This window comes from Chryseobacterium lathyri, assembly GCF_030812195.1.
GTDB lineage: Bacteria > Bacteroidota > Bacteroidia > Flavobacteriales > Weeksellaceae > Chryseobacterium > Chryseobacterium lathyri_A.
The window spans coordinates 73,306-98,674 of sequence record NZ_JAUSSF010000004.1 but is presented as its reverse complement, the minus strand read 5'-3'; the positions used below and the strand labels follow the sequence as shown (position 1 = coordinate 98,674).

The window sequence follows — 25,369 nt, the reverse complement described above, 5'->3', positions numbered from 1 at the left end:
ATCTTTTTAAAATAATGAACGAACAAAATAATGTAATCAGAAAACAACCCAAACATACCTTTCCTAAGAAAAAAGTGTTGTGTTTGGTTTCAAATCCGGCAATCCTTCACGGTATGAAAGTTGGCTTTTTTGCGGAAGAAATGACACGTCCTTTTTTTGATTTTATCAATGCAGGATTTGATGTGGAATTTTGCTCGCCTTGGGGTGGAGAAGTAATTTTTGATGGACATAGTGACCCGGAAAATCCAAATGGTGCTTATCAAAATGATTTGATAAGTATCGGATTTGTTCATCATAAAGACTATGGCAAATTGATGAAAGATACACCATCAATTGATGAATTCAATGTAAACGATTATGATGCCATTTGTGTAGCTGGTGGTGGTGCCCCTTTAATTAATTTTAAAGATGATGAAAAGCTACATAAGTTTATTGCAGATTTCTATGAAGCTGGGAAAATAGTATGCCTTATTTGCCACGGAACATCTTTGCTATTATGGACAAAATTAAGTGACGGGACACTTTTAGCGGATGGAAAAACCTGGACCGGATTTGCTGATAGCGAAGAAAATATGATTAATGAAATGTTTGGAATGACCGTGAACGATTACACCATCGAAACAGAAGCCCGTAAAAATCCAAACACCAACTTTGAAGTAGCTGGCCCACTAGAACCCTTTGCAATCAGAGATGGAAGATTGATTACCGCACAACAACAACACAGTAGCTTTTTGGCATCACAATTAGTTATTGAAGCTTTATCGGAATAATCTGTTTTTTTCAATGAAAACGGGAAATAGAATATGATCTGTTTTTCGTTTTCTTTTATCCTGCCTGTATTTGGAAACACAAATGAAATTAAAAACTAAATATCCAAAACTCTTAAAAACAGTTGCGCTAACTGTATTTTTTACTTTTTCGACACAATTTTTAAAGGCTCAAGATATTGATGGTGTGAGTTCCTTTTTGGTTGCCGGTGCAAGTATGGATATTCCTAAAAACAATAAATTGCTTATTTATGGTGGTTTTAGCCCTACCGATATTGCCTAATTTTAAGATAAATAAATATTTAACCCTTACACCAGGCTATACCTATGTAAATGTGGATTTGGAGAACGGCAGTTATTTTACTGCAGACGCCACAATGACCGACGATGGCAACCCACGAAACTTTCAAAGTTTTGTAAAAGAAGCCTGTGGTAAAGAAGTATTTCTAACCATCGATACTGTAACGAACGGGGAAGGACCTCAAAGGAAACTTCAAAGCCGGACAATGGGGTACTTTTCCTGTATTTTTACATTTCCACGAAAATCCTGATGGCAAATTTGACAGATTAGATATAGGGCAAGCTCATTAATCTAAAAAAATCACCAAATCATAAAAAATAATGGACGCATTTTCTCATATCAGGGTTATAATAAGTATGATTTTGGGCTTTGGAGTAGCTCAATTGCTAAAAAATACAGTTAAATTAATAGACCATCCAACAAAAAGAAAATCCATATACTGGCTGCATTTATGCTGGGTGTTTTATGTTTTTATTTTAATTATACTTTTTTGGTGGTGGGAACATCGTCTAGAAATGGTTCAGGACTGGAATTTTTTCACCTACTTATTTTTAATCATCTATACCACATTGTATTACATACTGTGTGTTTTGATTTTCCCGGATGATATTAATGAATATGGCGGTTACAAAGATTACTTTTTTTCCAGAAAAAACTGGTTTTTCTTTTTTCAAATCCTTGTTTTTGTGATAGATTTTGGAGATTCTCTTTTGAAGGGCAAAGATTATTTCCAATCGCTGCATTGGACATATCCGGCAAGAAATCTACTGCATATCGCCCTTTGTATCGTCGGGATTAAATCATCAAATGAAAAAGTACAGATTGGAATTTTCTTCATTTTGCTTGTCTTTGATATTCTATTTATAATACAAAATTATTTACACTAAAAATTAATGTTAAAAAAAGCTATGAAGTTATCGGCAAAATAGATGGTATTTCGGGCATTTTTGGTTCTGGATTCAACAAAAAATAGTGCAATCTGCACGTAAAAAAGGTGCAGGTGCTATTATTCTTTATAATATGGAGCAAAGGATAATAGGCACAATTTCTACTACAAACATCAATTGGCAGAACAAAACATCCAACTCTGGCCACAGGAACGATAGTGATATTACTAATTCTTGTTATCTTCTATACCAGATATTATAATAAAACCCTCAATCAATGAGGGTTTTGAGTTGTATTTTAAGGGGATTTCTTACTTCAACAGATCTTGCAATCCAAAGGCCGTTAACGCTTTATCATATTCAACTTGTACGGCATCATTTGCAGCTTTGATGTATTGTCCTGTGAAAGGGTCAACATTGGTTCTTATCGGTCGCTGACCTTTGGGTAAGCTGATTAAGTCTACCACGGCATCTGCTACATCTTGCGGATTAGGATTTAAGGTTTCGAATGCCTTGCCAATAGCAGCACCCATTTTATTAGGATAATCTGCTATGGCTTGGTAAGCATCGTTAACCGAAGCGTCGGAACCAGGGTTGAATTTTTGTGACATCTCTGTCGGGAAAGCACCTGGTTGTAGGATGGCAACATCCACACCCAACGGCCTTACTTCGTAATGCAAACCTTCGCTGATACCTTCCAATCCAAATTTTGAAGCACTGTACATCGTTGCAAAAGGAAACGAAACGGTACCAAATCCACTGGTGATGTTGATGATCAGACCTTCGGATTGTTTACGCATAAATGGCAACACCAATTTCATCAGTCGCCAAGGTGCGATGACATTGATATCGAATATTTCTTGCACATCAGCGGTGGTAAAACTTTCGGCCACACCGTTTCTGCTAAAACCCGCATTGTTTACCAGAACATTTATTGTTCCTTCTTTTGCAATGATTGTATCTATGGCATTCTGGACACTATTTTCGTCCGTAAGTGCAACATCCAAAACTGTGATGTTTTCTATCTCTGAAAGGGCTTTTGCTTTATCTGAATTTTTACCGTTTGTATCTCTCATTGTTGCGTAAACTTGATGTCCCAAAGCTGCAACACTTTTTGCGGTAAGCCATCCAAATCCGCTATTTGTTCCTGTAATTAATACGATTTTTTTGCTCATTATATTTTGTTTTAAACTAATGATACAAAGCTCCAAACTTTAAAAATAAAAACATTTACCATTTGGTAAAAAGAGATTTTTAGCGAATGTTTTTTCTAATTCTACTCAACGATTGTTGTGTAATGCCCAAGTACGAAGCAACCAAGGAAAGCGGAACACGATTGATAAGCATTGGATATTTTTCGAGGAATGACAGGTAACGAGTAGTCCCATCTTCAGAAACCAACGGACTTCTTCTGTCCATCGCTTCGGTTAAACATTTGTGTGTTATTTTAGCAGAAATCTTATCCCAATCCAGAATTGTATTTAAAATTTCGTCCCAATCTTTTTTAGAGAACACCAGCATTTTACAATCGGTAACAGCTTGGATGTAATCAGTTGCTGCTGCTTGTGCATCAAATTTTTGCTGGTCTGAAACAAAACTGTTTTCGCTAATAAAGTAATAGGTTATTTCTTCGCCCTTATTATTGTAATAGCAAAAACGAAAAACGCCTTCCAAAACAAAACCAATGTATTTTGGAATTTTTCCTGCTTCGGAAAAATAATCATCTTTTTTCAGTTCCAATTCAATAGTTTTACTTTTGATAAATTCAACTTGTTGTTGGTTCAGATCGCCAAAATGTAAAATATAGTTTATTAATTCATTCATCTTTGCAAAGTTAGCAATTGTTATTTGCTGGTATTTACCATTTGGTAAATTCTGTATTATCTTGTCAATATAACTTTCCTTGTATTCTTGCCTGCCCCTGCATAACATTCCCACAAATTGTTCAAAACGAAGACCAATGTTTCGCCTTTGGAGTTCAGGCAGTTGTTTTATTAAGACACCAAAAATTATTTTCTATTCTTGATTTTTAAATTTCCTCAGATTATTGAGTGAAGGAAATTATTAACCTCTCTCATTTGGATACAACTACATCCCATTTAGATACTTTTTTTTAAAACAATAGTTTGACATTTGCATTGAATATTTAAAATGTAATTTTATGAGTACAATCAAAAAAGTAAAATTAGGAAGTGAAGGATTGGTGATTCCAGCTATCGGTCTTGGCTGTATGGGTATGACAACCGGGTTTGGTGGAGATATTTATGGAAAAGCAGATGAAAAAGAAGCGATTGCTACCATTCATCGTTCATTAGAGTTGGGCGGTAATTTTTTGGACACGGCAGATATATATGGTCCTTTTCTTAACGAAAGGCTGATTTCAAAAGCTATTCAGGGAAACAGGGAGAAATACATAATAGCCACAAAATTCGGCTTTGAAATTGACGATAACGGACAAGCAACAGGAGCATTCAATGGCAGTAAAAATTATGTAAAAAAAGCCGTAGAGCGTTCACTAAAAAACCTTGGTACTGATTACATTGATCTGTATTATCTACATCGACTGGATACCAATACACCAATTGAAGAGACTGTTGAAGCAATGGGCGAATTAGTAAAAGAAGGCAAAGTAAAATATATTGGTCTTTCTGAAGTAGGTTCTGAAACCATCAGAAAAGCACACAAAATTCACCCGCTTACGGCAGTACAGTCGGAATACTCCTTGTTTGAAAGACAAATTGAAGAATTGGGCATTCTGGATACGCTGCAAGAATTAGGCATCAGTCTAATTGCTTATTCACCAGTAGGAAGGGGTTTTCTAAACGGCGAAATACAAAAGCCTGAAGATTTTAACGAAAATGATTTTAGAAAATTTATTCCCAAATATCAAGGCGAGCAATTTTACAAGAATGTGGAGTTGGTGAATGAAATTAAAAAAGTGGCAGCCGAAAAAAATATTACTTCTGCACAATTGGCTATTGCCTGGGTTATTGCCAAGGGACATGCACCTATTCCCGGCACAAAACGCGTGAAATATGTGGAAGAAAATATAGCAGCAGCAGGCATGTCGTTAACGCAAGAAGATTTGGACCGATTGGAGAAAATTATTCCATTAGGAACAGATAATGGTGCAAGATATGACGCAGCATCAATGAAAGGCGTTAATTTGTAAGATACAAAACAGCGGATAACTGAATTGCTTATCCGCTGTTTTTATTAAATTTATAGTATGAAAAACAATAAGACTTATTTTCTTAACTCGGTTTCAGAACTGCATCATTTTCTGAATATCAAAAAACCGACGCACCCTTTGGTCAGTGTTGTAAATCTTGATGATCTTGGCTGTATCGGTACAGAAGAAGTGAGCACGATTGTCTTTAATTACTATTCCATTTATTTGAAAAAGAATTTTGACGGAAGAATAAAATATGGGCAACAATATTATGATTTTGACGATGGGATAATGACATTTTTTGCACCAAAACAAATGTTTTCGATAGAAGAAAACAGTACAGCAAAAGCAGAAGGCTGGATGCTTGTTTTTCATCCCGATTTTATTCAAAGTTACTCTTTGGCAAAACGCATTAAAGAATATGGGTTTTTCTCTTATGCTAATAATGAAGCATTACACCTTTCAGACAAAGAAGAAACCATTATCGCAGGATTAATGCAGAATCTACAACAAGAAATTGAAGCAATGATAGACAATTACACGCAAGATGTTGTTGTTTCTCATATTGATTTGTTACTGAATTATTGCAACCGTTTTTACAATCGTCAATTCATCACACGAAAAAAAGTGTCAAATGATCTGTTTTTAAAATTTGAAGATTTGCTGAGTACATACTATCAGAATGATGACTTGAGTGTAGCAGGATTACCGACCGTTCAATACTTTGCCGAAAAGTTGTTTGTATCCCCTCATTATCTAAACGATATGCTGAAAAACCTGACAGGACAAACCACACAACAACATATTCAAAACCAGCTTTTAGAAAAGGCCAAAGAACTCTTATCGACAACAAAATTATCCGTAAGTGAAATCGCATATCGATTAGGTTTTGAATATCCGCAATCATTCAGCAAAGTGTTTAAAAATAAAACGAACCAGACACCATTGGTATTTAGACAGTCATTTAATTGACATTCGCGATGCCTACAACAGAAAAATGATAGTCACCAATAGTGTATATGATTATCATTTTTTTATTTTTGCAATATGACAATGACAGTAATGTTATAATATCCTTTTTCAGCTTAATTCTTAAGCTTTCCGCTAATACCGTTTATTAGCGTGTTTCTTTACATACTTTTTTATAAACATAACTAATGAGATTGGTATGCCTTATTAGTTTTAAACTCAAATTTTATGTCAGATATTTTAAATATAACTGAAATAGAACATTTTATACAAAATGGTTTTATTCGTATTGATCATGCATTTTCACAGGAAATTGCAGATGAGGTATTAGATATTTTATGGAAGGAAATCCCTTTTGAAAGGTCAAACCCAACAACTTGGACAGAACCGGTTGTCTGGTTGGGAATGTATTCTCAGCCCCCTTTTGTCAAATCGCTGAACACAGCAAAATTACACTCAATTTATAACCAGTTGGTGGGAAAGGATAGGTGGATTCCCTGTCAGAGTGTTGGGGCATTTCCTGTGAGATTTCCAACAACCAGGCAGTCGAATGATACAGGAAAGCATGTAGATGCAGGTTTTCCGGGTAACGATCCGAATAATTATTTTGAATGGCGTGTAAATATTAAATCAAAAGGAAGAGCTTTGCTGATGTTGGCATTGTATTCAGATGTAAGTGAAAATGATGCACCTACGGTCATTTATGAGGGCTCTCATATGGATATTGCGCGACTTTTGGCTGATAAAGGGGAAGAAGGTCTTTCGTTTTTACAAATTGCCAATGAATCGGATAACCTGCCCGAACGAAAAAAAGTATTTGCGACGGGTAAAGCAGGAACGGTGTATCTATGCCATCCTTTTCTGATACATTCTGCCCAATCTCACAAAGGAACAGTGCCCAGATTTATGGCACAACCGCCATTGTTTTTAAAAGGTGAATTAAACATTTCAAATGCTAATGACTATTCACCTGTTGAGCAGGCCATTCGCTTAGCGTTGGATTAATAGAAGAATCTATAATTACTTCTGCGATGTTCGATTATAGATGTCAGCTTAAAATGGCGCCACTTTGAGAAAAGTGGCGCCATTTGGCTTTGTGTGAACATGACAGGACTATATTATCTTTCATCTTCTTTTCATTTAAATAGCGCACATCTAACCAATAATGGTTTAAATATGCGGCATTGATAGGGTATTAATTATGCGCCAGCTTTAATTATTGTCTCATTAGTTGCCATTGCAATATAATTTTCATTATCAAAAAATTTGGGCTCATCGGGACGAACCTTTGTTAAATAATTTTCTGAGTTAAAGAAGGTGTTGAAATCCTCAAACGAGTCAAACGAGATTTCCACTACAGCATCGTATAAAGGCTTAGGGAAACCTTCTGCTACTATAGGGTGGTTAACTACATACTTTCTAACGTATAGTTCTGTTTCGGGGATGGAACAGAATAATGGAGCGTGTTGATTTTTATGATAATCTATAAATTCTTCAAGGCTCAGGCTTGGTAGCTTCTGTACTAAAAACGTGAATTTAATCATTGTCTGTTTATAATTTTATTTTGTGTAAAAGTAGAATGCTTCCCTTTATTGGGCAATTACGCATAAATTTATGCGTATCTTAATCGGTTGCCATCCAGTTGAAAAACTTGTAATTTTACAGTGGCAAAATCATTATTTATGTATCAAAAGAAAACACCCGTTCAGCTTGATTGCGGATTGCAGTTTTTCAAAGAACTTCTGAATGGCAAATGGAAACTGATGCTTGTTTATTATATTTCCCAAAACCTCAAACGTCCAAGTGAATTACAGCGCAAAATTCCAAATGCCGACAGAAGAGTGATGGATAAACAGTTGCAGGAATTAGTATTGCACGGATTTATCAATAAAAAAACTTTCCACACCAAAGTTCCTAAAGTTGAATATGAACTCACAGAACTTGGCGAAAAACTGTTACCATTGATCTTAACTATTGAACAATGGGGCGAAGAAAACCGATTGGTGCTTAATAAGGCAATGGAAAAAGACCCAAAATTTGAGCATGTTGTCTGATTCTGATTTGACAGTTCTAAAACGGCAAACATCTCAACAAGATGATGAAAAACTATTTTTTTAATTTCTGCATCGCAAATCTTGATGCCAGACTTTAGTTGGGTGAAAACAATACTTGCTGGTCGTTCTTCTAACTGTTTCTTAACGAACCTAATTTCTCTATAAATTGATTAACAATTCATAATCAAAGGTGATATTCTCTGTTACACTGACGATCTGGTTACCCTATGTTTTTTATAGTCCATTTAACCATATTGATATCAATTTATCTGAATTTATATCAATAATAATTTTTATATTAAAATCGGAAAATATAAATTTGTATACATGTAAAAACTGCTGTAAAATAGCACAATTTTAAGATACATACCATAAAAAACATGCTAATTCCAAATTCCTTTAATGATGTATCAATTTAATAGTTAATATCGATATTCAGACTAACTATTGTAGTAAATGTTCTCCTCAAATCAGAACTAAAATTTAACTCCTCTCTAAATACCAGCATTATTTTAAAAGAATATATGTAGTACATGAAAATAAAAATTTTCCTTCTGCTTCTTATAGTATGCATATCCGCTAATGCACAGGATTTAGCTGCGTATAACAAATTATATGTTAAAACCTATTTAGAAACAGCTCCAGTTAACTTTAAAAAAGCTCTGCACATTGCCGACTCTTTATATAAAACTTCAGAAACACCTACTTTGCAGACGAGAAGTCTCATGCTTTCCGCAACTTTATACCGAGATGCAAAAGATTTCAAAACAGCTCTATGGTACGCCGAAAAAGCAGAGGCAATTATTGAAAATACAGATAATTTAAACTGGAAAGCCCGAACTTCCCTTTTTTTAACCAGCCAGTATCGGGCATTGAAACTGTATGGCCAGGCTAAAAAATATGCTGAAAAAACGCTGGAAACAGGCCAGATGATTAAAGATACTTTAATTGGCCATAATATTCAAGGTTTAATTTTTCAGGAGATGGCTGGCTTTGAGCAGGATAGAAAAAGATATAGAAAGTCTATTCAATACGTCTATCGATCTCAATTTCATTTTAATAATATCATAAAAGATAAAGACTTTTTTGCTGCTGATAACGAACAAATTCTTGGCTCTAATTTCTATCATCTTAAGAATATGGAAGCTTCATTGCTTCACTATAAAAAAGCATTGGAGTTCGCCAGAAATATTCCGCAAAGCAAGGTTATGGGGAAAATTTATGATGGCCTGGCCAATATTTATTTAGAAAAAAACGATTTAGTTAAAGCAAAAAATTATCTTGATCTTGCCCAAAAGTTAGCTGATAAAGGAGAATCTTTTGGTTTAAAAAATGATGTATATAATACGATCGAGAAATATTATTTAAAAACCAGAAATATTGAAAAATTAAAAGATGTTGAGCTAAAACAAGATACGATAGAGGAAAAAATAACGACAGAAACCCGCCAGTTTATTGACCAGGCTTATACTAACCTTGACAAAAAGATAGTAAAGGCAGAGAAAAAAAGTATCTACAAAAGCTACATTATATTAGTTACTGGATTTTTTGTTATTCTTTTCCTGCTATTATATATAAGATCTAAGGTGCAGCAACAGAAAAATCTTGTAAAATTTAAAGAAATATTGAGAAGATCCGGTGAAAATTCCAGGTTGGCTGATCCTATCGACATAAAAGAAATCAAGATTGAGGAACTTCAGGCAGAACGTCATGTAACACCTGTATTGATGACTTTAGAAACTGAAGAAAAGCTGCTTTCAAAATTGAATAAATTTGAAAAATCGAATCTCTTCAATAATAAAAATATTTCCCTTCCTTTTTTAGCAGGACACTTTGAAACCAATACGAAATACCTTTCCTATGTTATCAACAAACATAAAGAAAAAGATTTCAATAATTATATCAATGAATTAAGGATAAATTATATCATTGAAAAACTCAAAAATGAACCTCAGTACCGGAACTATAAAATAGCTTCTTTAGCTGACGAAGTTGGGTTTTCTTCCCACAGCAAATTTACTACAGTTTTTAAAAAAGTAACATCGTTATCTCCCTCACTGTTTCTAAAGTACCTGCAGGAAGAAACTGGTGAAGAGTAAGTTAAAACAAAATTGGAATTGTATGACTTATTCCTTCAAGTAAAAGCAGAATATTTTCTTAGACCACAATCTTAATGTTATTGTTGTAAGAAGCAACAAATATCTCTAAAATCAGCCCCAAATAAATATAAAATACTAAGCAGCATAATCGAAATTATGCTGTATAGTTACCGATGCTGTGAACTTTACCTTTCAGTTGATAAAGGAATAAAAACTATAAATCCGGAAAATAACTTCCGGATTTCATAAAAACTAGAATTAGAATTTGATCAATTTAAATTATCCATAAATGAGAGACAGTATGGATACAATCTGTGATGTTGTGTTTTTAGAATCGTTAAACGAGTGAATTCATGTTAATTAGTTTCTATGTATATATTGTGCTTTACTAAAATTCTTCCAGGATCATAGATTCCCTGATACCCGCTGTAGTTGTTCCCATATTGGAGAGTGTGCAGGTAAATCTTAATACAACTCCCGTGGAACTGTCATAAACATGGTATACATTATATTCATCTGCACCGCCTGCTCCATTTGCACTATTCAGGGGAGCCCACACTCCCGGTGTAAAGTTGACCACATTTCTCGCCTGATATACAGTTGAGCCTCCGCCGGCTCCCGTATATTCCGTATCCCATACATTAAACTGTCTTGCAACACCGTCATTGATTCTCATTTGCCATCTTCCACCCAGCAGCGTACTCGCATTGTAGCCGGAATACCTGAAGGAATACTTTCCTGAGCCACTGTTTAGTACAACAGCAGTATTAGGTGCTATCAGATACTGTTTGGTAACATTTACTCCCGCAGATTCTGAGTTTCCTGAGATGATGTTTCCATTGGCATCTGTAGAAAGTATGGAAGCTGAAGGAAGCTGGGTTATTGTTACTCCTGAAGTGCCTGAAGTTCCGCTGTTTACCTCAAGTTTATTAGTAGGTATTGAAGTTCCGATTCCTACATTTCCTATAGAATTGATGATCACATCATTAGCTTGTTGTGCGGCCGTTAAATTTCCTGTAGCAGGATTGTCTTTTGCTCCGTCAATGTGAAGAGGACCTTGTGGATTTGAAGTTTGAATACCGACTTGAGCATTTAGATAGCTGCTGCTTATTGCCAGAAGCAAAATTGGCGTAATAATTTTTTTCATTAGTTATGGTTTGTTGTTAAAGAGTTAATCGATTGCATTAAAATATTAAACTTATTCATGTAATTTGTAAGGCTAATAAACTTCAACGAGTAAAGATTCATATATATTCCTTCTTGTATAGAACGAAACCCTGTAAAAGTCATCTGTTGTTGAAACGTCTAAGTAAAGTAAATGAGATGCTTCATTGGCTTGAAAATCAATTTCTTTCCATGAATTCCAGTCTGTAGTTGTCCATGTTTGAATAGTTGCAATCGGTACTACATTTGGCGGTTTCCAGCCTATTCTGGGACCCTGTATCGTAACGGATGTTGTGGGCTGAGCAATTAAACGTGCTTGTAAGGCAATATATGTAGCATCCCTTATTGCCAGTCTCCACTCAAATAATCCGGCTTGTACAGTTTTCGTTAAGTCTGCATTACCCCTGTAAATGAGCTTTTTAACAACCCCACCACTATTCGTGTCAATAATGGCTCCTTTGTTCCATCTTGGGGCAGCAGGAGTTCCTACATTACTGTAAAGCCCCGCTTCTAACGCTGCATTTCCCAGATTATAAACCGTTAATCCCGTAGCCGGTGTCGGAATTGTTGTTGCATCCGTAGCTGATGTAAGGGTAACTCTTGGCGGCAGAAAGCCACGATTTGCAGAATTTACTTCTAATGCCGAAGAAGTATTCGGTGCTATTGTTCCTATGCCAACACTTCCTTGTGATGTTACAACCACATCGTTAGCTTGCTGTGCAACAGGCGGGATACCAGCTGCTGAATTATCTTTAGCCCCATCAATATGAAACGAGCCTTGTGGGTTTGATGTCAGAATACCGACCTGACCTGTTACAAACATATTTCCTGCAATCAGAAACATTAAAAGGAGGATGTTGTTTTTCATAATAATTTTAAAACTAATTAATTTATATTCTTATTTATTAAGTTGAAATATTGTGGCTTGAGCTTAACACTATTAATTCTTGCTTCCGCTTTAACTCCTGCGTTTTCAAGTGTTTTTGTACAGGCTGTCTCACCTGTGATATCAGGGCATATAAATTTTTTTCCATTTGGCTATGGTATTCCTGCTGAGCTTAAAGTGTCGGGCTATCTCACTGTTGTTAAGTTTGTTTTTATCTTGATATTCTAATATCTCCAGAATTGCTTTTTCATTGTATGATCTGTGTGCCTGATTAAAGTCATCAAATTCTTTGTCTATACTTTTAAAAAGAATTCTTTCAAGGTCAATGACATCCAATGGTGAGAGACTGCTTTTAGACAGTATTGCTTGGCATTTATATCTCTTTTCAGGATATTTTAGTTCAATAAGGTCTGTATATATTTTTATATAATCTGGTTTACCTTGTTTTTCCAAAAAATAATTTTAAGTTTTATCAATTTTGTATTTGCTGATCCATTTGTAGAGCGTGGTTTTTGGGATTTTATATTCGTCAATGACCTGCCGTGTTGTTTTTTGTTCTGTACTGATAAGTTCCAGAATAAAATCAATCATTACTTTGGTATAAATGTTTTTGCGGAATTGAGGGAGTTCAGATTTTCGATCCGGATCTTTATTATCATGTGAAGCAGGAGGTGAAAACAGTACCAGATGCTGGGTATAGATGCGGAAAAAATCATATTTCAGCAATTTGCACCATTTCAGAAGAATCTTGGTACCCATATCCTCTTGTTTATACATTTCCTCGACATCTTTCTCAATGCAATCAAAAAAATTGCATATGCGGGATACTTTTATATTACATTCCGATACTCTTTTTTCAATAAGGGTACCAATATGTATATTTTTATAGTTGATTGGCATGGATGCTCGTTTTGAGGAGTTTTTTACGGATAGATTTATAGTTTGCTAAGAATTAAGAATAATAATTCTCAGTATGCGATATTATTTAAGTAATGTCAATGTAAAGCTATTTTCAGCAAAAGTACTTCTCGATATATTAGTGGTACAGCCGTTAAAATATCTTACCTTCATATAGTACGTTCCGGGTGTCAGGTAGGCGATATTTGAGGTATAAATAAAGTCAAAGCTTCCCGCTCCAGAAGCCAGATGGACATCTTGGGAAGGAAAAGCAGGATCTACAGATGCTGTTGCGCTCTTACTTAAATTATAAGCAATAAAAGACCCACAACCCGATGGTGTTTTGTTCGTAATAAGACGTGGAGAAACAATATAATATCCCGAAACAGTAACAACTGCACTTGCTCCTACGTAGGTGAGTGTTCCTAAAATATTAACACTAATACCTGTTGTTGAGTTAACTATAATTGCTGAACCTGTAGTATCACGCCAAGTACCAACACCATTAGCATCAGAAACCAAAACTCTTCCTTCCGCCTGTGTTCCGTCTGTAATTTTAATGGCTCCCGCAACATTTCCGTTATCAATATCTAATCTTGTGACAGGAGCTGTCGTTCCCAATCCAACTCTGTTATTTACGGCATCTATATTCAATGTAGTGTTGTCTACCTGAAAATGGCTGGTTCCTGTGGTAGCAGAAGAGTTGAAAGAAAGGGTTTTATCAGCCATTGTTACCACTCTGTTCGATTCAAGCGTTCCATTGTTTTTATAGAGGTTGGTATCCTGACTTATTTTCTGCCATATATTTCCATCGAAAAAATAATATCCTTCTTCTGTAATATTAATGGTTTTTGGAGAAGCTGCTGCTACAGGAGAGGTGGCATATATAATACTTCCTTTTTGATCCATTGTATATTGAGCATCTCCGGCCTGGATCTGATCTCCCGAAAGTCTTGGTGCAATAAGCCCTTCAGGTTTTGTTCCATCCGTTGTTTTTGCAGTTACATCTAGTGTTGATTTCGGATTATTAGTATTGATCCCAATTTGGGAAAGGAACAGCTGAGTACACAAGAAGCACAACAGTAAACTTGTTTTTTTCATTGTTTTTTATATAGTTAAAATATGACTGAATCTGAAATAATATTTATCGATTACCATTAAAGTAAATACCTTAAGACAACTTAAAGTGAAGTAAAAGTAAATGTTTGGCTCATTATCCGAAAGGTAATATCTTGTTGTTTTCAGGAAAATGACAAGATCTAAAATATAATTAATTGCTTGTTTATCAGTGTTTTAATTGTAGTTTTTGCAATTTATAGTAAATTGTCAAAAGCAGAATTCCCAAGAGCTGCTAAAAAATTTATATGATTCCAAATGTTTATTGAGCATCTCTTATTGATCAGCCTGGAGTGCATACTTCTAGCATATTGCATATTAGAACGGTTGAAGATTGAAAGAATAATTATATACTATTAAGAGGGGAGAACGGATCGGAATTTAAAATATCACTTACTTATTTTTGCATAAAACAAAACATACCACAAAGTTGTTCATAGCTGCATTTAGTATGATGTTATTCTACACTTTCCATTCCAACATCTGGATTTCGAACTTTTGAAAGTTAACGAATGAAGAAGAAAACTACGCAAAACACCATTCAACACATTTAGATTTTCTTATCTTCAATAAACTCAGTAAGCATCCTGTTTTAGCCATAGAAGTTGATGGTTTTGAATTCCACAAAAAAGAAACCCGGCGAAGTAACCGGGACTTAATAAAAAATAAATCTTGGAAAAATACAATATCCCTTTTTATACGTTTCTCAACAACCGGAAGTGGAGAAAAAGAAGAGTTAATTCAAAAATTGGATAAAATCATGTGATTTTACCTCTAAATAAAATGAGAATAAGGATAATATAGTAATTGTTAAAAGTTTTGTCATATTGTATCGTCTTCTAAAATCTTCTTCGCTTACACAAATATAACACTTAAAAATGCTCCAAAGTACAATGACTTTGGAGCTGAATTTAAATAGGTAACCTTTCAGTTGACCACTATTCCTTAATTATTTTAGTCAAAATAGTATCACCTTTTAAGAAATAGCTCCCTGATGGATATTCAGTAAGATCGATCGTGTTTTTCCCTTTTCTAAACATCACATTTTTAATGGGTTTACCGTTGATGTCATATAAATGAACATTTTCATCCGCTGCGGATTCCACATTAATCACTCCTGTCGTTGGATTAGGATAAGCCGAAGTTTTTGTTTTTGCTGAAACTTCTGTTGTTGACAGAAAACAACCGGAAATATAGGAATCCCCAATAATATTAAACCCTTTGTTGATCAGTTGGGCTCTGGCCAGCATGGCTTGTGGTGTAGAATAAACAAGTCCTGTTGCATCTATAGTTCCGGATGTTATTGTTGAGTTCGTCCATGTAGGATTATTATTCAGAGCAATGAGAAAATTGCTGTAATTCGTACATGATAAGCCCGCATTTTTAAATCCGAAATAGATTGAATTCCATTCGAAGTTTTGAAGCTTGATATTCCATGTAGAAATATCCTGGTCAAAATGTGAAGCACCCGCAAACATATTAAATCCGGCAATATAATCAACCTTACTTACATCCCAGTTTCCGATAGGCTGATTGAATGATACTGCATTTTCAAACATATGCTCAAAATCTGTTACTTTACCTGTATTCCAGTTATTAAGAGGCTGATTAAATGCTGCTGCATTATAGAATGTATAGCGGAAATTAGTAGCATTTTCTGTATTCCATGAATTTAATGGCTGGTTGAAAGCTGATGCATCCGAAAACATGGAAGAGAAATCGGTGCCGGATATTGTATTCCAGGCAGAAATATCTTGATTGAAAGCAGAGGCAAAAGAAAACATACTGCTAAAATTTGTTACTTTTGCTGTATCCCAGTTTCCAATATTCTGATTAAACAGAGTCGCTCCGCTGAACATACCGCTCATGTCCGTAATATTGTAAGGATTCCAGTAAGAAAATGAAGTATGGCCTGTCAAAGATGAACAGTTGAGGAACATTTGTGATAAACTGCTTATCTGTGTAAGATCAGGAGTATCTGCAGCCGTTACGTCAAGACTGGGACAGTTGGCAAATGCGCTATCGAATTGCTGAAGCCATGTAGTATTTCCCCACTGGCTGACTTCTATGAGCTCCTGATTTCCACTGGGAGGCATAATGCCGGTATTGGCCCTGAACCCATAAAATAAACCGTTACCGCTGGATACTTTCAATTGGTAGGTTGCCTGCAGGGGATCTGTGTGTAATGATGGCCCGAAAGTTATGGTCATAGGGTTGTTGCTGTTAGAGGTTACAGAATTCATGACTCCGTTATGCTGAGGATATCCTACTTCTTCCCAATAAATAGTGTAATCGGTTCCTGTGCCGCCGAAAGTTATTGAATGGTCAATAATACCATTTGCATTTGGTTTCCAGAGAGTAACAAATTCATTCTGCGCGTAGGAAATGAAAAATAAAAAAAGAAAAATGATTATTAGTTGTTTTTTACACATAATTTAAAGAATTATTTTAAGGTTAAAATTTAGTAAGACAATTAATTTCCCGGGATTCTTTATCTTAGCTCTGATACAAAGGTACTGGCGCACAGCGTCAAAACATGTCGTATTATAATTTAAGAGCTTGTTTTTTTCGTTTTTTTGATGAAAATTATCCTATAAAATATTGGGGACAGCAGACCAACTGAGTGGAAAGAATGAAAAGAAAATTGACCGTTTTTATAACCAAAAAATATGACAACTATTCAGAAGTATAAACTCTTGAACAGAACATTTTTAATACAATTGAAATATAAAAGAAAATGAGTTTTTTACGGGTCTTTATTATTCTTGTTATACTAAAAATGCTGGACAACCATTCAAATGAGGAAATAAAGAATATGGCAATTAAAAAATGAATAACTCCATCTTAATTTCTTATGAAAAAGTTGTTGGAGATTGGATCGCAGCATAACGTTTGGAATTACCTTGTAAATTTTATTTTATTTTGCGATTTACAGTATTTCTCATTTTGTTATAGATAGAATAATTATCTTTAAGCCACAAAAAATTGTAAAAAAACTATTTAAATGAACAGAAAATATTCGTCAATCCAAAGAAAACTTAATTATAATGAACATTTAACAGGCAAGTAGCGTTTGACAAATATTAAGTATGGACAGAGAATTAAAATCGTTTTGGAGCAGACTTTTTGACTTTAATTGGAAATTTGGACTTTTCCTAATTCTCATCTTGTGTATTCCTCGATTTATTTTGGTGCTAAATGCAAACTCTTCGGGAAATTATGGTTTTATTGGACTGATTATGATGATTTCGGCAATTGTACCATTTGTCTTTTTGACCAAATATGGACGTAAAGAAATAGGAATTACAAAACCTCGAAATTTTAAATGGCTATTTATTGCTTTTGTTTGTGGACTAATTGCAAGTATATTGCTTTATTTTTTCGGACAGATTTTATATGGTAATTCATATCAGAATTGGTATCAGTACATTGGGAAATCATATAAAATTCCTGCGACTATAACTCAATCTGACAAAAATATAATGTTTGCTATTATGGCAATAACAGGAATGACTTTTAGCCCAATCGGAGAAGAGTTGTTTTTCAGAGGCATTGTACATTCAAGTTTTGCAAAATCAATCGGAGAGAAAAGAGCATCGATAGTTGACAATTCAGCATTTGCATTAACTCACATTTCACATTTCGGCTTGATTTTCATTAATGACAAATGGGACTTTTTTACTATTCCGACTATAATTTGGGTAACAAGTATGTTTTTAGTGAGTTTGTTATTCTTAACTTTCAGAAAAAAATCAGACTCAATTTTGGGAGCTATAATTTGTCATTCGGCATTTAATTTAGGAATGATATTTTGTATATTTTATCTGTTATAAATTGGACGATTAAAATTAAGCAATCAAGAAAAACTGCCACCAACGAGGGTTGGGCAATAGCGGGCGGAATATTTGGATTGCCACTAAAAATAAATGATAGCTTAAATCAAAAACATCGTTCTTATGATAAAAAAAAAACTGGATTCTTCGGGCCTTTCAGCCCTTGTCCCAAAGGCACTTGCAGCTATAATTATCCACTAAAGTGAAGCAACGAATTTTCTTGCCGTCGAACAGTGCGTTGGAGACAAAATCCATTCTTTAGCATTCATATTAATTAGGCTTGATAACTTTACCATATCAGATCGACCAAGCTTTCTGTACCGCTTAAATTCAGTGTGGTAACATTGCAATACAAACAGGAAAAAGATTCCAGTTTTTTTAAGCCACGGATGTTTACGCCTGACAGCAAATTATTGTCGGCAGAAAAACTACGCATATCCGGAAATCTGGCAAGATCTAAATCCCCTGCTATTCTGTTTTTCTGAATCATGAGGGATTGCAGTTTGGGGCAAGCATTGATCTTGAAATGGACAATACTATTATTCGAAAGATTTACTGTCTTTAGCTCAGGATAATTGTTTATCTCTATTCTGGTAAGCTGGTTGTAATTCAGGCTAAGCTCCGTCAGTTTTTTAAACGCTGTTATATCTATGTCCTTGAGCTTATTGCCAATTAGTGACAGGTGCTCAAGATTGACACAACCTGTTATATCCAATATTTCTATTTCGCTGCCCACAAGGTACAAGCGTTTAAGGCTGGTCATCCCTTGCAAGTCTACCTGCCTGATTTTGTTTTTGTAAGTACCGAACTCCTCCAGATTCTTAAAGCTTTTTATGCCTTCCATAGATGAAAAGGTGGTCTCTTCCAGATACAATTTGGTTACCTTCTGCGCTTCTGATACCTGTATCTCCCCATCATTGTTAGCATCTACTTTCTTCTTAATGAGTGCCTGTTTGAAACTTTGATCAGGGAAATTGATGACCTGCGCGTTAGCAGAACATAGACATAGCGTCAATAAAATGAAGCTAAATAGTATTTGACAACATTTCATAGTTAGTTTTTTATAGCTTAACGTTTACAGTCTGTCCCTCGGATGTAATTTCGACCAAGGTTTTCACCAGGTCCTGTGTTTCGTAAAACAACTTAAAGTCCTCATATATCGGCCGTGAGTAAGAGGTGACAGCCTGACCATATATATTGTAACCGACAGACATTGAAGTGCCTACCTGGTTCCACATTTCTTGCATTTTACCTTGGCGTACCATTGTTTGGAGATAGTACCTTCCGGGTCTTAAATTTCGAAACCGGAATGTGCCATCCTTATCCGAAGCCTTTGTAACTATACGGTAAGAGTAGGCTTCAGGCGACATCATTGCCAGCGTTTTCCCCTTTTTATTCTTTTTGTTTAATTCATACCATTCATCAAAATAGGATGTGCAGGGAAAAAGTGTTACTACAATACCCAGATAGGTATTGTCCGGGTTCTTTTTCTTCTTTGCTACTACTCCCTGTAATATTGCTGTGCCATTATTAAGCATGTTGTCAGCCTGGTCCTTGTTAAATGATGAGGCGGGAAAAACAGGAATGGGTCCCTCCTGGGCATTTACAAAAGCTTTGCAACAAAACATATACGAAATTAGAAGTAACCATTTTACACTTTTCATCATGTTTAGTATTAACTTTCCTTCAAAAATAACATTTTCCATTAACAAAAAAAATACCGGAAAACTAGTATATTTAGAGAGCTTGATTGATGCAAAAGTCAAAATTTATAAAAAGTAAATCAATTTTGAAAAATCTCGCTACTCAGCTATCAATGGAGCTTGGAAAGGGTTTCAATGATGGAAATCTCAGTCATATGAGGGCTTTTAAAATGAGATTCTAATTTGTTATGTGATGCGTACCGAATTGAACTGGACTAATTAGGAGATTCTACGAATATTAATCACAATTGAAGACTTATAGGTCTGCAAAGCATAAAACTTCAAAAAAACAAAAGAGTTTTTAAAAAAAATAAGACAGCATGAGTAGAATATTAATTATCCAGCGGAAAAATAAAATTTTAGGTACAGTTGAGAAAGTGGATTATTTACTATTTCCGTTAGAATTGGTTTATTTTCAAAATATTTGTACCTTTGTTTTAGTTATTAATAGTTGGAAAGTATTCAATTTCTATTTACCCCTTATGGTGAATTAAAGTCCTGACTGTTAATATTATTCACTTTCTGTATCGGCAAATAGGACCGGTAAATATCAATAAACTACAATAAACGAATAGTTGTAAGTATCTGTAAAATATAAGTTATTGTATTTTACAGTCGCTTTTCTCTTTGATTTTGTGTTTTTATAAGAGTATGCAAAAAATAGATGCTTCCCCAGACGGATTAATAGATAACTTTAAATCTTTTTTAAATGGACTTTCTCCTGTTTCCACTGAAAGCTGGAATAGGTTTTCCACATTGTTCACTCCAAAAATTTTAAAAAAGGGTGATTATTATATCGAGGAAGGTCAGATAGCAAATGAGATTGGCTTCCTCCAAACAGGTATCCTTAGAGCATTTTATAGAAATAATGAAGGTGTGGAATATAATAAACATTTTTTTCTACCCTATTGTTTTATTGGTGGATATGCCTCATTGATCTCTAAAAAATCAAGTCTGATCAATCAACAGGCACTTACCGACTGCAGTCTATTAGTGGCTAACTTTAAAGATGTGCAAGATCTCTATCACACATTTCCCGACATTGAGCGAATGGCAAGTGTAGTAGCAGAACAGCTTTTTATACAAAAAGAAAAGCGGGAAATAGAGATCGTCTTATTGGATGCAGAAAAACGGTACCTTATTTTCCAAAAGGACTTTCCATTATTAGAACAGCAAATTCCACAATATCATATTGCTTCCTATCTCGGTGTAAGTCCTACCCAGCTTAGCCGTATCAGAAGAAAAATTCTCAGCAGGTGATTTCTTTACCTATGTAAATGGAATTCATCAATTCCTTTTCCATATTTGCACAGTAAATAATAACATTGCAAAATGAAGGAGTTGTTTTTCCCTATTGACAGTATTATTCCTAAAGTCATACTCAATTTGGGGGAACTCCCAAGTCAAGCTAAAAGTCCTGCACTGTTCCAGACTTAAAGAATGCCACGCTCAAATGGCCTTGTTTAAAAGGCACAAAAGAGTAGCTCATACCTAATTTGCATGCAGCTAGGTCAAACTGTTGATGCAGGATTATTTGACAATGAAAAACTCCTCTCTTTCAGATTTCATGATGGTTACCGTACAAAATCTGCGGAATTTTAAAATTCCCATGGAAATGCTATGGGAGCCAGGGGTGACATAACGGGCAATCTCTTTTAAGATTTGAAGACAGGTAAAGAAGAAATAAAATGAGAATTACAAACAACACCATATTGATTACTGGCGGTTCTGTTGGGATCGGTCTGGCTCTGGCAAAACGTTTCCTCTTGTTGAATAATAAGGTGATCATTACAGGAGGAGAATTTGAAAAACTTGAAGGGATAAAAAAAGATTTTCCTGAATTGATTGTACTTGCAGGAGACCTGACCGAACAAAATTCAATAAATGATCTGGTCCTTTTTATTGAACAGGAATATCCGGAAACAAATATATTGGTTAACAGTGCTGCTATTCAGTACAACTATGATATAATGGATGATCCGGACTTTCTTCGTAAGGCCAACCATGAAATTTATTTAAATCTTATTGCACCATTAAATCTTACCACATTAATGTTGCCGATATTGCTAAAGAATAAAAACAGTGCAGTTGTAAATGCCAGTATTGATCAGTTTATAGGATCACAGAAATCTGCAGCTATTTATTGTGCTGTAAAAGCTGGAATTCGCAGTTTTACCAAATCGCTCAAGTATCAGTTGGAAGATACACAGGTCAAAGTTTTTGAAATCATTCCCTCATCGATAAATACATCAATAACAGCAGGGCGTGACCAGTCCTTAATGGAACCTGACAAGCTGGTTGATCAATTTATCACAGATTTTTACAATGACAGAAATGACAGCTAAATTGGTAAAACAAAATTGCTCAGGTTTTTCAACGTGATTAAATTTTGGCTTGCCAATAGAACAATAAACAGCTGACAGTAAGGATTTCCGAAGTTTTATATCGGGAAATAAATAACTCTAGCATATTATCATCTATTAACAAATCAAAAGCAGTCTATATTCACCCTCATTTTCAGCTGGAGCCCTATGAACACAAGGCAAAACTTGCTGTCCCGGATGGTCTACCGACAATTTCCAAAGATGCCCTAATTCTAAATTGATAGGTTGGGCATTGGGTTTAGGCTGATAATGCAGATCGAAGAAACAGCCTTTCAGGAACGTTTCAAATTCGGATTCCGGACCATCATATAATTCTTTAAGCTTTTTCCGGACTTCAGGAATCAGGATTTTTTGTGTAGCTTGATCATTGGGTAAGATATCACTTGCAGCACCATGGTAGGTACATAAAAAAGTTTGTGTACCCACAGGCGAACGGTCTACATGATACGAATACACATCGGTTGAAATGAAATCGAACTCCTCATCTCGCTCGTAACTTTTGAGTAAATTAAGTGAAGGAGATGCTCCGAAATCAGTTAATAGTTCTAAATCACTTAAGATAATTTTCCTGGCAGTATTACCTTCTTCTGATAGTTGTAGGGCTAAAAGGTCTTCAATGGAAACTTCTGTAATATTTTCCTTTAATTGAAGTTGAGACACAATTTCTTTAAAATCACCGTCTAAATTTCTGTTCCAGCAAACTGCATTCATTGCTCCCTGAAAATTGGTATTTACAAGTTCAGAAAAAGTAGAAACTACTCCAATTTGATTGTTGTCGGAAAATGTTCGGTTCATAATTTAGAATAAACAATTAAGTTGTTTAATGCTCTGCAAAAATAAGAATTAGGGCTGGAAGATAATGAGGTTTACTATCAGATATTATTTGGATTTTTATGTTTTTATATCAGTTTCCGGCGGATACGGCTCAGGCTTTCAGGCTTCATCCCCAGGAAAGAAGCAATATAGGTAATAGGAACATTATGCAGGATTCCCGGATAGTTTTCAATAAGTTTCCTGTAGCGTTTTTCTCCGGAAAGAGTGGCAAGCTCATTGGATCGGGTCTCATTATAGACAATAGATTTTTGAAAAACTTCTATGCTGAAATTTTTCATAGCCTCACTTCTTGAAGTGAGAGCATCGAGATCTGTCTTGGTGATTCGTAGAAGCTCACATTCAGTGATGCACTCAACATTTTCATTGGATTTTGTCGTATTTACGAAATTAAAATAAGAGGTGAAAAATCCTGGAGGACAATTGATATGGGTGGTCACCTCGTCTCCATTTTCATTATAATGGAATAGGCGCAAATAGCCTGATATAATATAATAAAGGTATTCCGGTACTTTTCCCGCTTCTTCAATAATACGGTTTTTAGGAAAAAGTACCGGCTCAAAATATTGGAAAATCAAATCCTTATCTATTGGGGAAAGAGGGTGTCCGGATTGGATAAAATCAATTAATTTCTGTTGCATCATACCTTACAGTGATTATATATTCGAATTTACAATAACTATTTCAATAGATCTTTATGTTCCATTAAATAAAGTAATGCTTCTTTGACTGCCTGTTCCGGACTTTTGGGATTGAATCCCAATTCTTTCTTTGCTTTTGTAATGTCAAAATCTTGCTGTAAACCGGAAAACATGGCAATATCCTTACGGGTCAAAACAGGCGGTCTTTTCTGTATTTTAGCAGTAAGCTCCATGATTCCGGCAATGATAAATAAAATAGATTTAGGAACAGATCCGGGTATTTTGATCTTCAGCTCAGGAAATAATGTATTGGCCAAAATAGTAGTATCTGTGATGGTCATGCATTTTTCATTGGCAAGGATATAGCGCTCCCCGGGCCGGCCGTTCAGTGCAGCCAGATAGCAGCCTTCTGCTACATCCTTTACATCAATCCAGTTCAGGGTGATTTTAGTATCTACCGGAATTTCTTTGTTGAGAATGAGCTTTAAAACTCCATAAGAAACATTCAGAGGTAAAAAAGCTTCACTTCCGATCATTGCTGAAGGCATAACGGATACTATTTCTATTCCCAGTTTTTTGGCCAGTTCAAATGCCAGCTTTTCACCGTCATTTTTAGAATTGTAATACATGTCCCTGCGGTCAGGATTGTAGCCGTAACTTTCTTTGGTAGGGAGTTTTGTATAATCTAATGCTGCTATGGAACTTACATAAACAATACGTTTTACACCCGCTTCTGCTGCAGCTTCAATGGTGTTTTTTGTTCCCTGAATATTCACATCATAAATTTCTGTTTCAGGATCCTGTGCCCATAGCTTGAAGGATGCTCCCACTGCATAAAATGTCTCCACACCCTGTAAAGCTTTTATAAAAGATGATTTATCGGTGATATCTGCCTGAACCACCTCGCAGTCCAAACCTGTAAATGGTGCTTTATTTGTAATATTCCGTACACTGGCCCTTACAGGAACCCCTTTTTTGATCAGGAATCTCACCAGGTTATTTCCTAAATGTCCGTTGGCCCCGGAAACTAAAGCCAGGTTTTTCTGTGTCATAATTGCTTATTTTAATAACACAAAGTTCCTACAACCGTTTGCCAATGCACTTGACTTTTGTTAGATAATGTTCAGACGATTTCTGTGATAAAAATATAAAGCCATCTCAGTAATGAGACGGCTTTATCTGTTGTACATTATATTCTTTAAATCAAGAGATGACAGCTTAATGCCATAAGATGACTTTTTATCTTGCCTTACACATAGCATCCCATGTTGTCCAGAAATGGGCATTTATAGCTCCGGGCGGCGGGTTGGTGCTGTCAGCAACAAGACCTACCATGGAAGCGCAGTTCGAATTGCAGCCTATTTCATTGTAACTTCCTGCCTGAGGCGGAATTTGACGCCATGTACCCGTGGAACCGCTTAATAATTCCACTTTAATCTCAAAAATACCCGAAAGATTGGGAGTCTGGATTTGTTTCGTCGGGTCATCGCTGGAAATCGAATCGCTCCAGTTACCCTGGAAAAATGTGACACGCCATGTAGAAATCATTTTAGCGGTATTGTTCTGAGGTGAAAGATAAACCCAGAATTGTGCCCCTCCGCCCAACTCAAGCTTACCGGAAGAGTTGGCATTGACATTTGTAGTTCCCATATTGAATTTATTTTG

26 protein-coding genes and 1 pseudogene are annotated in these 25,369 nt (G+C 35.3%); 12 read left to right on the top strand and 15 right to left on the bottom strand.

Annotated elements, in window-relative coordinates; genetic code table 11:
• The first annotated feature begins 14 nt into the window (after positions 1-14).
• The 3 genes from J2T03_RS20195 (at position 15) to J2T03_RS20185 (ending at position 1,318) form a co-directional block, all read left to right on the top strand.
• Complete coding sequence (locus J2T03_RS20195; RefSeq protein WP_306846709.1) at positions 15-770, top strand: type 1 glutamine amidotransferase domain-containing protein; 756 nt, start codon at positions 15-17, stop codon at positions 768-770.
• Positions 771-852: 82 nt separating this feature from the next.
• Entirely contained in the window at positions 853-1,050 is a 198-nt protein-coding gene (locus J2T03_RS20190; protein WP_307221283.1) for a hypothetical protein, read from the top strand.
• On the top strand, positions 1,019-1,318 hold the full coding sequence (locus tag J2T03_RS20185) for a hypothetical protein (protein WP_307221280.1): 300 nt from the start codon (positions 1,019-1,021) through the stop codon (positions 1,316-1,318). The genes J2T03_RS20190 and J2T03_RS20185 overlap by 32 nt, the downstream gene beginning before the upstream one ends.
• A 948-nt stretch (positions 1,319-2,266) precedes the next feature.
• On the opposite strand, the gene J2T03_RS20180 is transcribed toward J2T03_RS20185, so the two are convergent.
• Together J2T03_RS20180 and J2T03_RS20175 are read right to left on the bottom strand one after the other, a co-directional pair.
• The gene (locus tag J2T03_RS20180; protein ID WP_307221278.1) at positions 2,267-3,130 is read right to left on the bottom strand and encodes an SDR family oxidoreductase; all 864 of its coding nucleotides are present in this window, start codon (positions 3,128-3,130) and stop codon (positions 2,267-2,269) included.
• Positions 3,131-3,209: 79 nt separating this feature from the next.
• Positions 3,210-3,779: a Crp/Fnr family transcriptional regulator gene (locus tag J2T03_RS20175; protein ID WP_307221275.1), complete on the bottom strand. Its 570-nt coding sequence runs from the start codon at positions 3,777-3,779 to the stop codon at positions 3,210-3,212.
• 337 nt (positions 3,780-4,116) lie between these two features.
• Between J2T03_RS20175 and J2T03_RS20170 the strand changes: the two genes are divergently transcribed.
• From J2T03_RS20170 to J2T03_RS20160, 3 genes are all read left to right on the top strand, one after another.
• A complete protein-coding gene (locus tag J2T03_RS20170) occupies positions 4,117-5,127 on the top strand; it encodes an aldo/keto reductase (protein ID WP_307221273.1) in 1,011 nt (336 codons plus the stop codon).
• 57 nt (positions 5,128-5,184) lie between these two features.
• Complete coding sequence (locus J2T03_RS20165) at positions 5,185-6,099, top strand: helix-turn-helix domain-containing protein (protein ID WP_307221270.1); 915 nt, start codon at positions 5,185-5,187, stop codon at positions 6,097-6,099.
• Positions 6,100-6,324: 225 nt separating this feature from the next.
• Positions 6,325-7,101, top strand: coding sequence for a hypothetical protein (locus tag J2T03_RS20160; RefSeq protein ID WP_307221267.1), 777 nt, complete (start codon positions 6,325-6,327; stop codon positions 7,099-7,101).
• Between the two features lie 194 nt (positions 7,102-7,295).
• Here the strand turns inward: J2T03_RS20160 and J2T03_RS20155 are convergent, their stop codons facing one another.
• Positions 7,296-7,640: an EthD domain-containing protein gene (locus J2T03_RS20155; RefSeq protein WP_307221264.1), complete on the bottom strand. Its 345-nt coding sequence runs from the start codon at positions 7,638-7,640 to the stop codon at positions 7,296-7,298.
• 138 nt (positions 7,641-7,778) lie between these two features.
• On the opposite strand from J2T03_RS20155, the gene J2T03_RS20150 reads away from it, so the two are divergent.
• Positions 7,779-8,150, top strand: a complete 372-nt coding sequence (locus J2T03_RS20150; protein WP_293943929.1) for a winged helix-turn-helix transcriptional regulator — start codon at positions 7,779-7,781, stop codon at positions 8,148-8,150.
• Between the two features lie 533 nt (positions 8,151-8,683).
• Positions 8,684-10,249 carry a helix-turn-helix domain-containing protein gene (locus J2T03_RS20145; RefSeq protein WP_307221262.1) on the top strand — a complete coding sequence of 522 codons (1,566 nt, stop codon included), beginning with the start codon at positions 8,684-8,686 and terminating at the stop codon, positions 10,247-10,249.
• 388 nt (positions 10,250-10,637) lie between these two features.
• Here J2T03_RS20145 and J2T03_RS20140 read toward each other — a convergent pair whose 3' ends face one another.
• The 5 genes from J2T03_RS20140 to J2T03_RS20120 form a co-directional block, all read right to left on the bottom strand.
• Complete coding sequence (locus J2T03_RS20140) at positions 10,638-11,396, bottom strand: hypothetical protein (protein ID WP_306846461.1); 759 nt, start codon at positions 11,394-11,396, stop codon at positions 10,638-10,640.
• A gap of 72 nt (positions 11,397-11,468) precedes the next feature.
• Positions 11,469-12,281 (bottom strand): hypothetical protein, encoded by an 813-nt coding sequence (locus J2T03_RS20135; RefSeq protein ID WP_307221260.1) that lies wholly within the window; start codon positions 12,279-12,281, stop codon positions 11,469-11,471.
• A gap of 141 nt (positions 12,282-12,422) precedes the next feature.
• Positions 12,423-12,752: a helix-turn-helix domain-containing protein gene (locus J2T03_RS20130; protein ID WP_307221257.1), complete on the bottom strand. Its 330-nt coding sequence runs from the start codon at positions 12,750-12,752 to the stop codon at positions 12,423-12,425.
• A gap of 9 nt (positions 12,753-12,761) precedes the next feature.
• Entirely contained in the window at positions 12,762-13,076 is a 315-nt protein-coding gene (locus J2T03_RS20125) for a hypothetical protein (protein ID WP_307221256.1), read from the bottom strand.
• Positions 13,077-13,280: 204 nt separating this feature from the next.
• On the bottom strand, positions 13,281-14,297 hold the full coding sequence (locus J2T03_RS20120) for a hypothetical protein (RefSeq protein WP_307221253.1): 1,017 nt from the start codon (positions 14,295-14,297) through the stop codon (positions 13,281-13,283).
• A 544-nt stretch (positions 14,298-14,841) separates the two neighbouring features.
• Between J2T03_RS20120 and J2T03_RS20510 the strand changes: the two are divergent.
• A pseudogene (locus tag J2T03_RS20510) lies at positions 14,842-15,078 on the top strand (DUF2726 domain-containing protein); the annotation flags it as partial.
• A 172-nt stretch (positions 15,079-15,250) separates the two neighbouring features.
• Here the strand turns inward: J2T03_RS20510 and J2T03_RS20115 are convergent.
• Entirely contained in the window at positions 15,251-16,744 is a 1,494-nt protein-coding gene (locus J2T03_RS20115) for a BspA family leucine-rich repeat surface protein (protein WP_307221250.1), read from the bottom strand.
• 657 nt (positions 16,745-17,401) lie between these two features.
• Here J2T03_RS20115 and J2T03_RS20110 point away from each other — a divergent pair.
• Positions 17,402-18,145: a CPBP family intramembrane glutamic endopeptidase gene (locus tag J2T03_RS20110; RefSeq protein ID WP_307221248.1), complete on the top strand. Its 744-nt coding sequence runs from the start codon at positions 17,402-17,404 to the stop codon at positions 18,143-18,145.
• Between the two features lie 289 nt (positions 18,146-18,434).
• On the opposite strand, the gene J2T03_RS20105 is transcribed toward J2T03_RS20110, so the two are convergent.
• A complete protein-coding gene (locus J2T03_RS20105; protein WP_307221246.1) occupies positions 18,435-19,196 on the bottom strand; it encodes a leucine-rich repeat domain-containing protein in 762 nt (253 codons plus the stop codon).
• A gap of 10 nt (positions 19,197-19,206) precedes the next feature.
• A complete protein-coding gene (locus J2T03_RS20100; protein WP_307221244.1) occupies positions 19,207-19,773 on the bottom strand; it encodes a carboxypeptidase-like regulatory domain-containing protein in 567 nt (188 codons plus the stop codon).
• A 726-nt stretch (positions 19,774-20,499) separates the two neighbouring features.
• Here J2T03_RS20100 and J2T03_RS20095 point away from each other — a divergent pair.
• Both J2T03_RS20095 and J2T03_RS20090 read left to right on the top strand, forming a co-directional pair.
• Positions 20,500-21,108, top strand: coding sequence for a Crp/Fnr family transcriptional regulator (locus tag J2T03_RS20095; RefSeq protein WP_307221240.1), 609 nt, complete (start codon positions 20,500-20,502; stop codon positions 21,106-21,108).
• A 428-nt stretch (positions 21,109-21,536) separates the two neighbouring features.
• Positions 21,537-22,193 (top strand): SDR family oxidoreductase, encoded by a 657-nt coding sequence (locus tag J2T03_RS20090; RefSeq protein WP_307221237.1) that lies wholly within the window; start codon positions 21,537-21,539, stop codon positions 22,191-22,193.
• Positions 22,194-22,328: 135 nt separating this feature from the next.
• Here the strand turns inward: J2T03_RS20090 and J2T03_RS20085 are convergent, their stop codons facing one another.
• The 4 genes from J2T03_RS20085 to J2T03_RS20070 form a co-directional block, all read right to left on the bottom strand.
• Positions 22,329-23,027: a DUF1826 domain-containing protein gene (locus J2T03_RS20085; RefSeq protein ID WP_307221235.1), complete on the bottom strand. Its 699-nt coding sequence runs from the start codon at positions 23,025-23,027 to the stop codon at positions 22,329-22,331.
• 104 nt (positions 23,028-23,131) lie between these two features.
• On the bottom strand, positions 23,132-23,707 hold the full coding sequence (locus J2T03_RS20080) for a Crp/Fnr family transcriptional regulator (protein ID WP_306846437.1): 576 nt from the start codon (positions 23,705-23,707) through the stop codon (positions 23,132-23,134).
• Between the two features lie 35 nt (positions 23,708-23,742).
• Positions 23,743-24,756 carry an NAD-dependent epimerase/dehydratase family protein gene (locus tag J2T03_RS20075; protein WP_307221233.1) on the bottom strand — a complete coding sequence of 338 codons (1,014 nt, stop codon included), beginning with the start codon at positions 24,754-24,756 and terminating at the stop codon, positions 23,743-23,745.
• A 187-nt stretch (positions 24,757-24,943) separates the two neighbouring features.
• Complete coding sequence (locus J2T03_RS20070) at positions 24,944-25,354, bottom strand: hypothetical protein (protein WP_307221232.1); 411 nt, start codon at positions 25,352-25,354, stop codon at positions 24,944-24,946.
• Positions 25,355-25,369: the final 15 nt, after the last annotated feature.

What these genes read in the sequence shown, in the direction of transcription:
- J2T03_RS20170 (WP_307221273.1), top strand. Translation starts at nt 4,117, where the DNA reads ATGAGTACAATCAAAAAAGTAAAATTAGGAAGTGAAGGATTGGTGATT.
- J2T03_RS20160 (WP_307221267.1), top strand. Translation starts at nt 6,325, where the DNA reads ATGTCAGATATTTTAAATATAACTGAAATAGAACATTTTATACAAAAT.
- J2T03_RS20180 (WP_307221278.1), bottom strand. Translation starts at nt 3,130, where the DNA reads ATGAGCAAAAAAATCGTATTAATTACAGGAACAAATAGCGGATTTGGA.
- J2T03_RS20105 (WP_307221246.1), bottom strand. Translation starts at nt 19,196, where the DNA reads ATGAAATGTTGTCAAATACTATTTAGCTTCATTTTATTGACGCTATGT.
- J2T03_RS20120 (WP_307221253.1), bottom strand. Translation starts at nt 14,297, where the DNA reads ATGAAAAAAACAAGTTTACTGTTGTGCTTCTTGTGTACTCAGCTGTTC.
- J2T03_RS20140 (WP_306846461.1), bottom strand. Translation starts at nt 11,396, where the DNA reads ATGAAAAAAATTATTACGCCAATTTTGCTTCTGGCAATAAGCAGCAGC.
- J2T03_RS20085 (WP_307221235.1), bottom strand. Translation starts at nt 23,027, where the DNA reads ATGAACCGAACATTTTCCGACAACAATCAAATTGGAGTAGTTTCTACT.
- J2T03_RS20100 (WP_307221244.1), bottom strand. Translation starts at nt 19,773, where the DNA reads ATGTTTTGTTGCAAAGCTTTTGTAAATGCCCAGGAGGGACCCATTCCT.
- J2T03_RS20155 (WP_307221264.1), bottom strand. Translation starts at nt 7,640, where the DNA reads ATGATTAAATTCACGTTTTTAGTACAGAAGCTACCAAGCCTGAGCCTT.
- J2T03_RS20070 (WP_307221232.1), bottom strand. Translation starts at nt 25,354, where the DNA reads ATGGGAACTACAAATGTCAATGCCAACTCTTCCGGTAAGCTTGAGTTG.
- J2T03_RS20175 (WP_307221275.1), bottom strand. Translation starts at nt 3,779, where the DNA reads ATGAATGAATTAATAAACTATATTTTACATTTTGGCGATCTGAACCAA.
- J2T03_RS20150 (WP_293943929.1), top strand. Translation starts at nt 7,779, where the DNA reads ATGTATCAAAAGAAAACACCCGTTCAGCTTGATTGCGGATTGCAGTTT.
- J2T03_RS20080 (WP_306846437.1), bottom strand. Translation starts at nt 23,707, where the DNA reads ATGATGCAACAGAAATTAATTGATTTTATCCAATCCGGACACCCTCTT.
- J2T03_RS20110 (WP_307221248.1), top strand. Translation starts at nt 17,402, where the DNA reads ATGGACAGAGAATTAAAATCGTTTTGGAGCAGACTTTTTGACTTTAAT.
- J2T03_RS20165 (WP_307221270.1), top strand. Translation starts at nt 5,185, where the DNA reads ATGAAAAACAATAAGACTTATTTTCTTAACTCGGTTTCAGAACTGCAT.
- J2T03_RS20115 (WP_307221250.1), bottom strand. Translation starts at nt 16,744, where the DNA reads ATGTGTAAAAAACAACTAATAATCATTTTTCTTTTTTTATTTTTCATT.
- J2T03_RS20090 (WP_307221237.1), top strand. Translation starts at nt 21,537, where the DNA reads ATGAGAATTACAAACAACACCATATTGATTACTGGCGGTTCTGTTGGG.
- J2T03_RS20195 (WP_306846709.1), top strand. Translation starts at nt 15, where the DNA reads ATGAACGAACAAAATAATGTAATCAGAAAACAACCCAAACATACCTTT.
- J2T03_RS20135 (WP_307221260.1), bottom strand. Translation starts at nt 12,281, where the DNA reads ATGAAAAACAACATCCTCCTTTTAATGTTTCTGATTGCAGGAAATATG.
- J2T03_RS20145 (WP_307221262.1), top strand. Translation starts at nt 8,684, where the DNA reads ATGAAAATAAAAATTTTCCTTCTGCTTCTTATAGTATGCATATCCGCT.
- J2T03_RS20095 (WP_307221240.1), top strand. Translation starts at nt 20,500, where the DNA reads ATGCAAAAAATAGATGCTTCCCCAGACGGATTAATAGATAACTTTAAA.
- J2T03_RS20075 (WP_307221233.1), bottom strand. Translation starts at nt 24,756, where the DNA reads ATGACACAGAAAAACCTGGCTTTAGTTTCCGGGGCCAACGGACATTTA.
- J2T03_RS20185 (WP_307221280.1), top strand. Translation starts at nt 1,019, where the DNA reads ATGGTGGTTTTAGCCCTACCGATATTGCCTAATTTTAAGATAAATAAA.
- J2T03_RS20125 (WP_307221256.1), bottom strand. Translation starts at nt 13,076, where the DNA reads ATGTATAAACAAGAGGATATGGGTACCAAGATTCTTCTGAAATGGTGC.
- J2T03_RS20190 (WP_307221283.1), top strand. Translation starts at nt 853, where the DNA reads ATGAAATTAAAAACTAAATATCCAAAACTCTTAAAAACAGTTGCGCTA.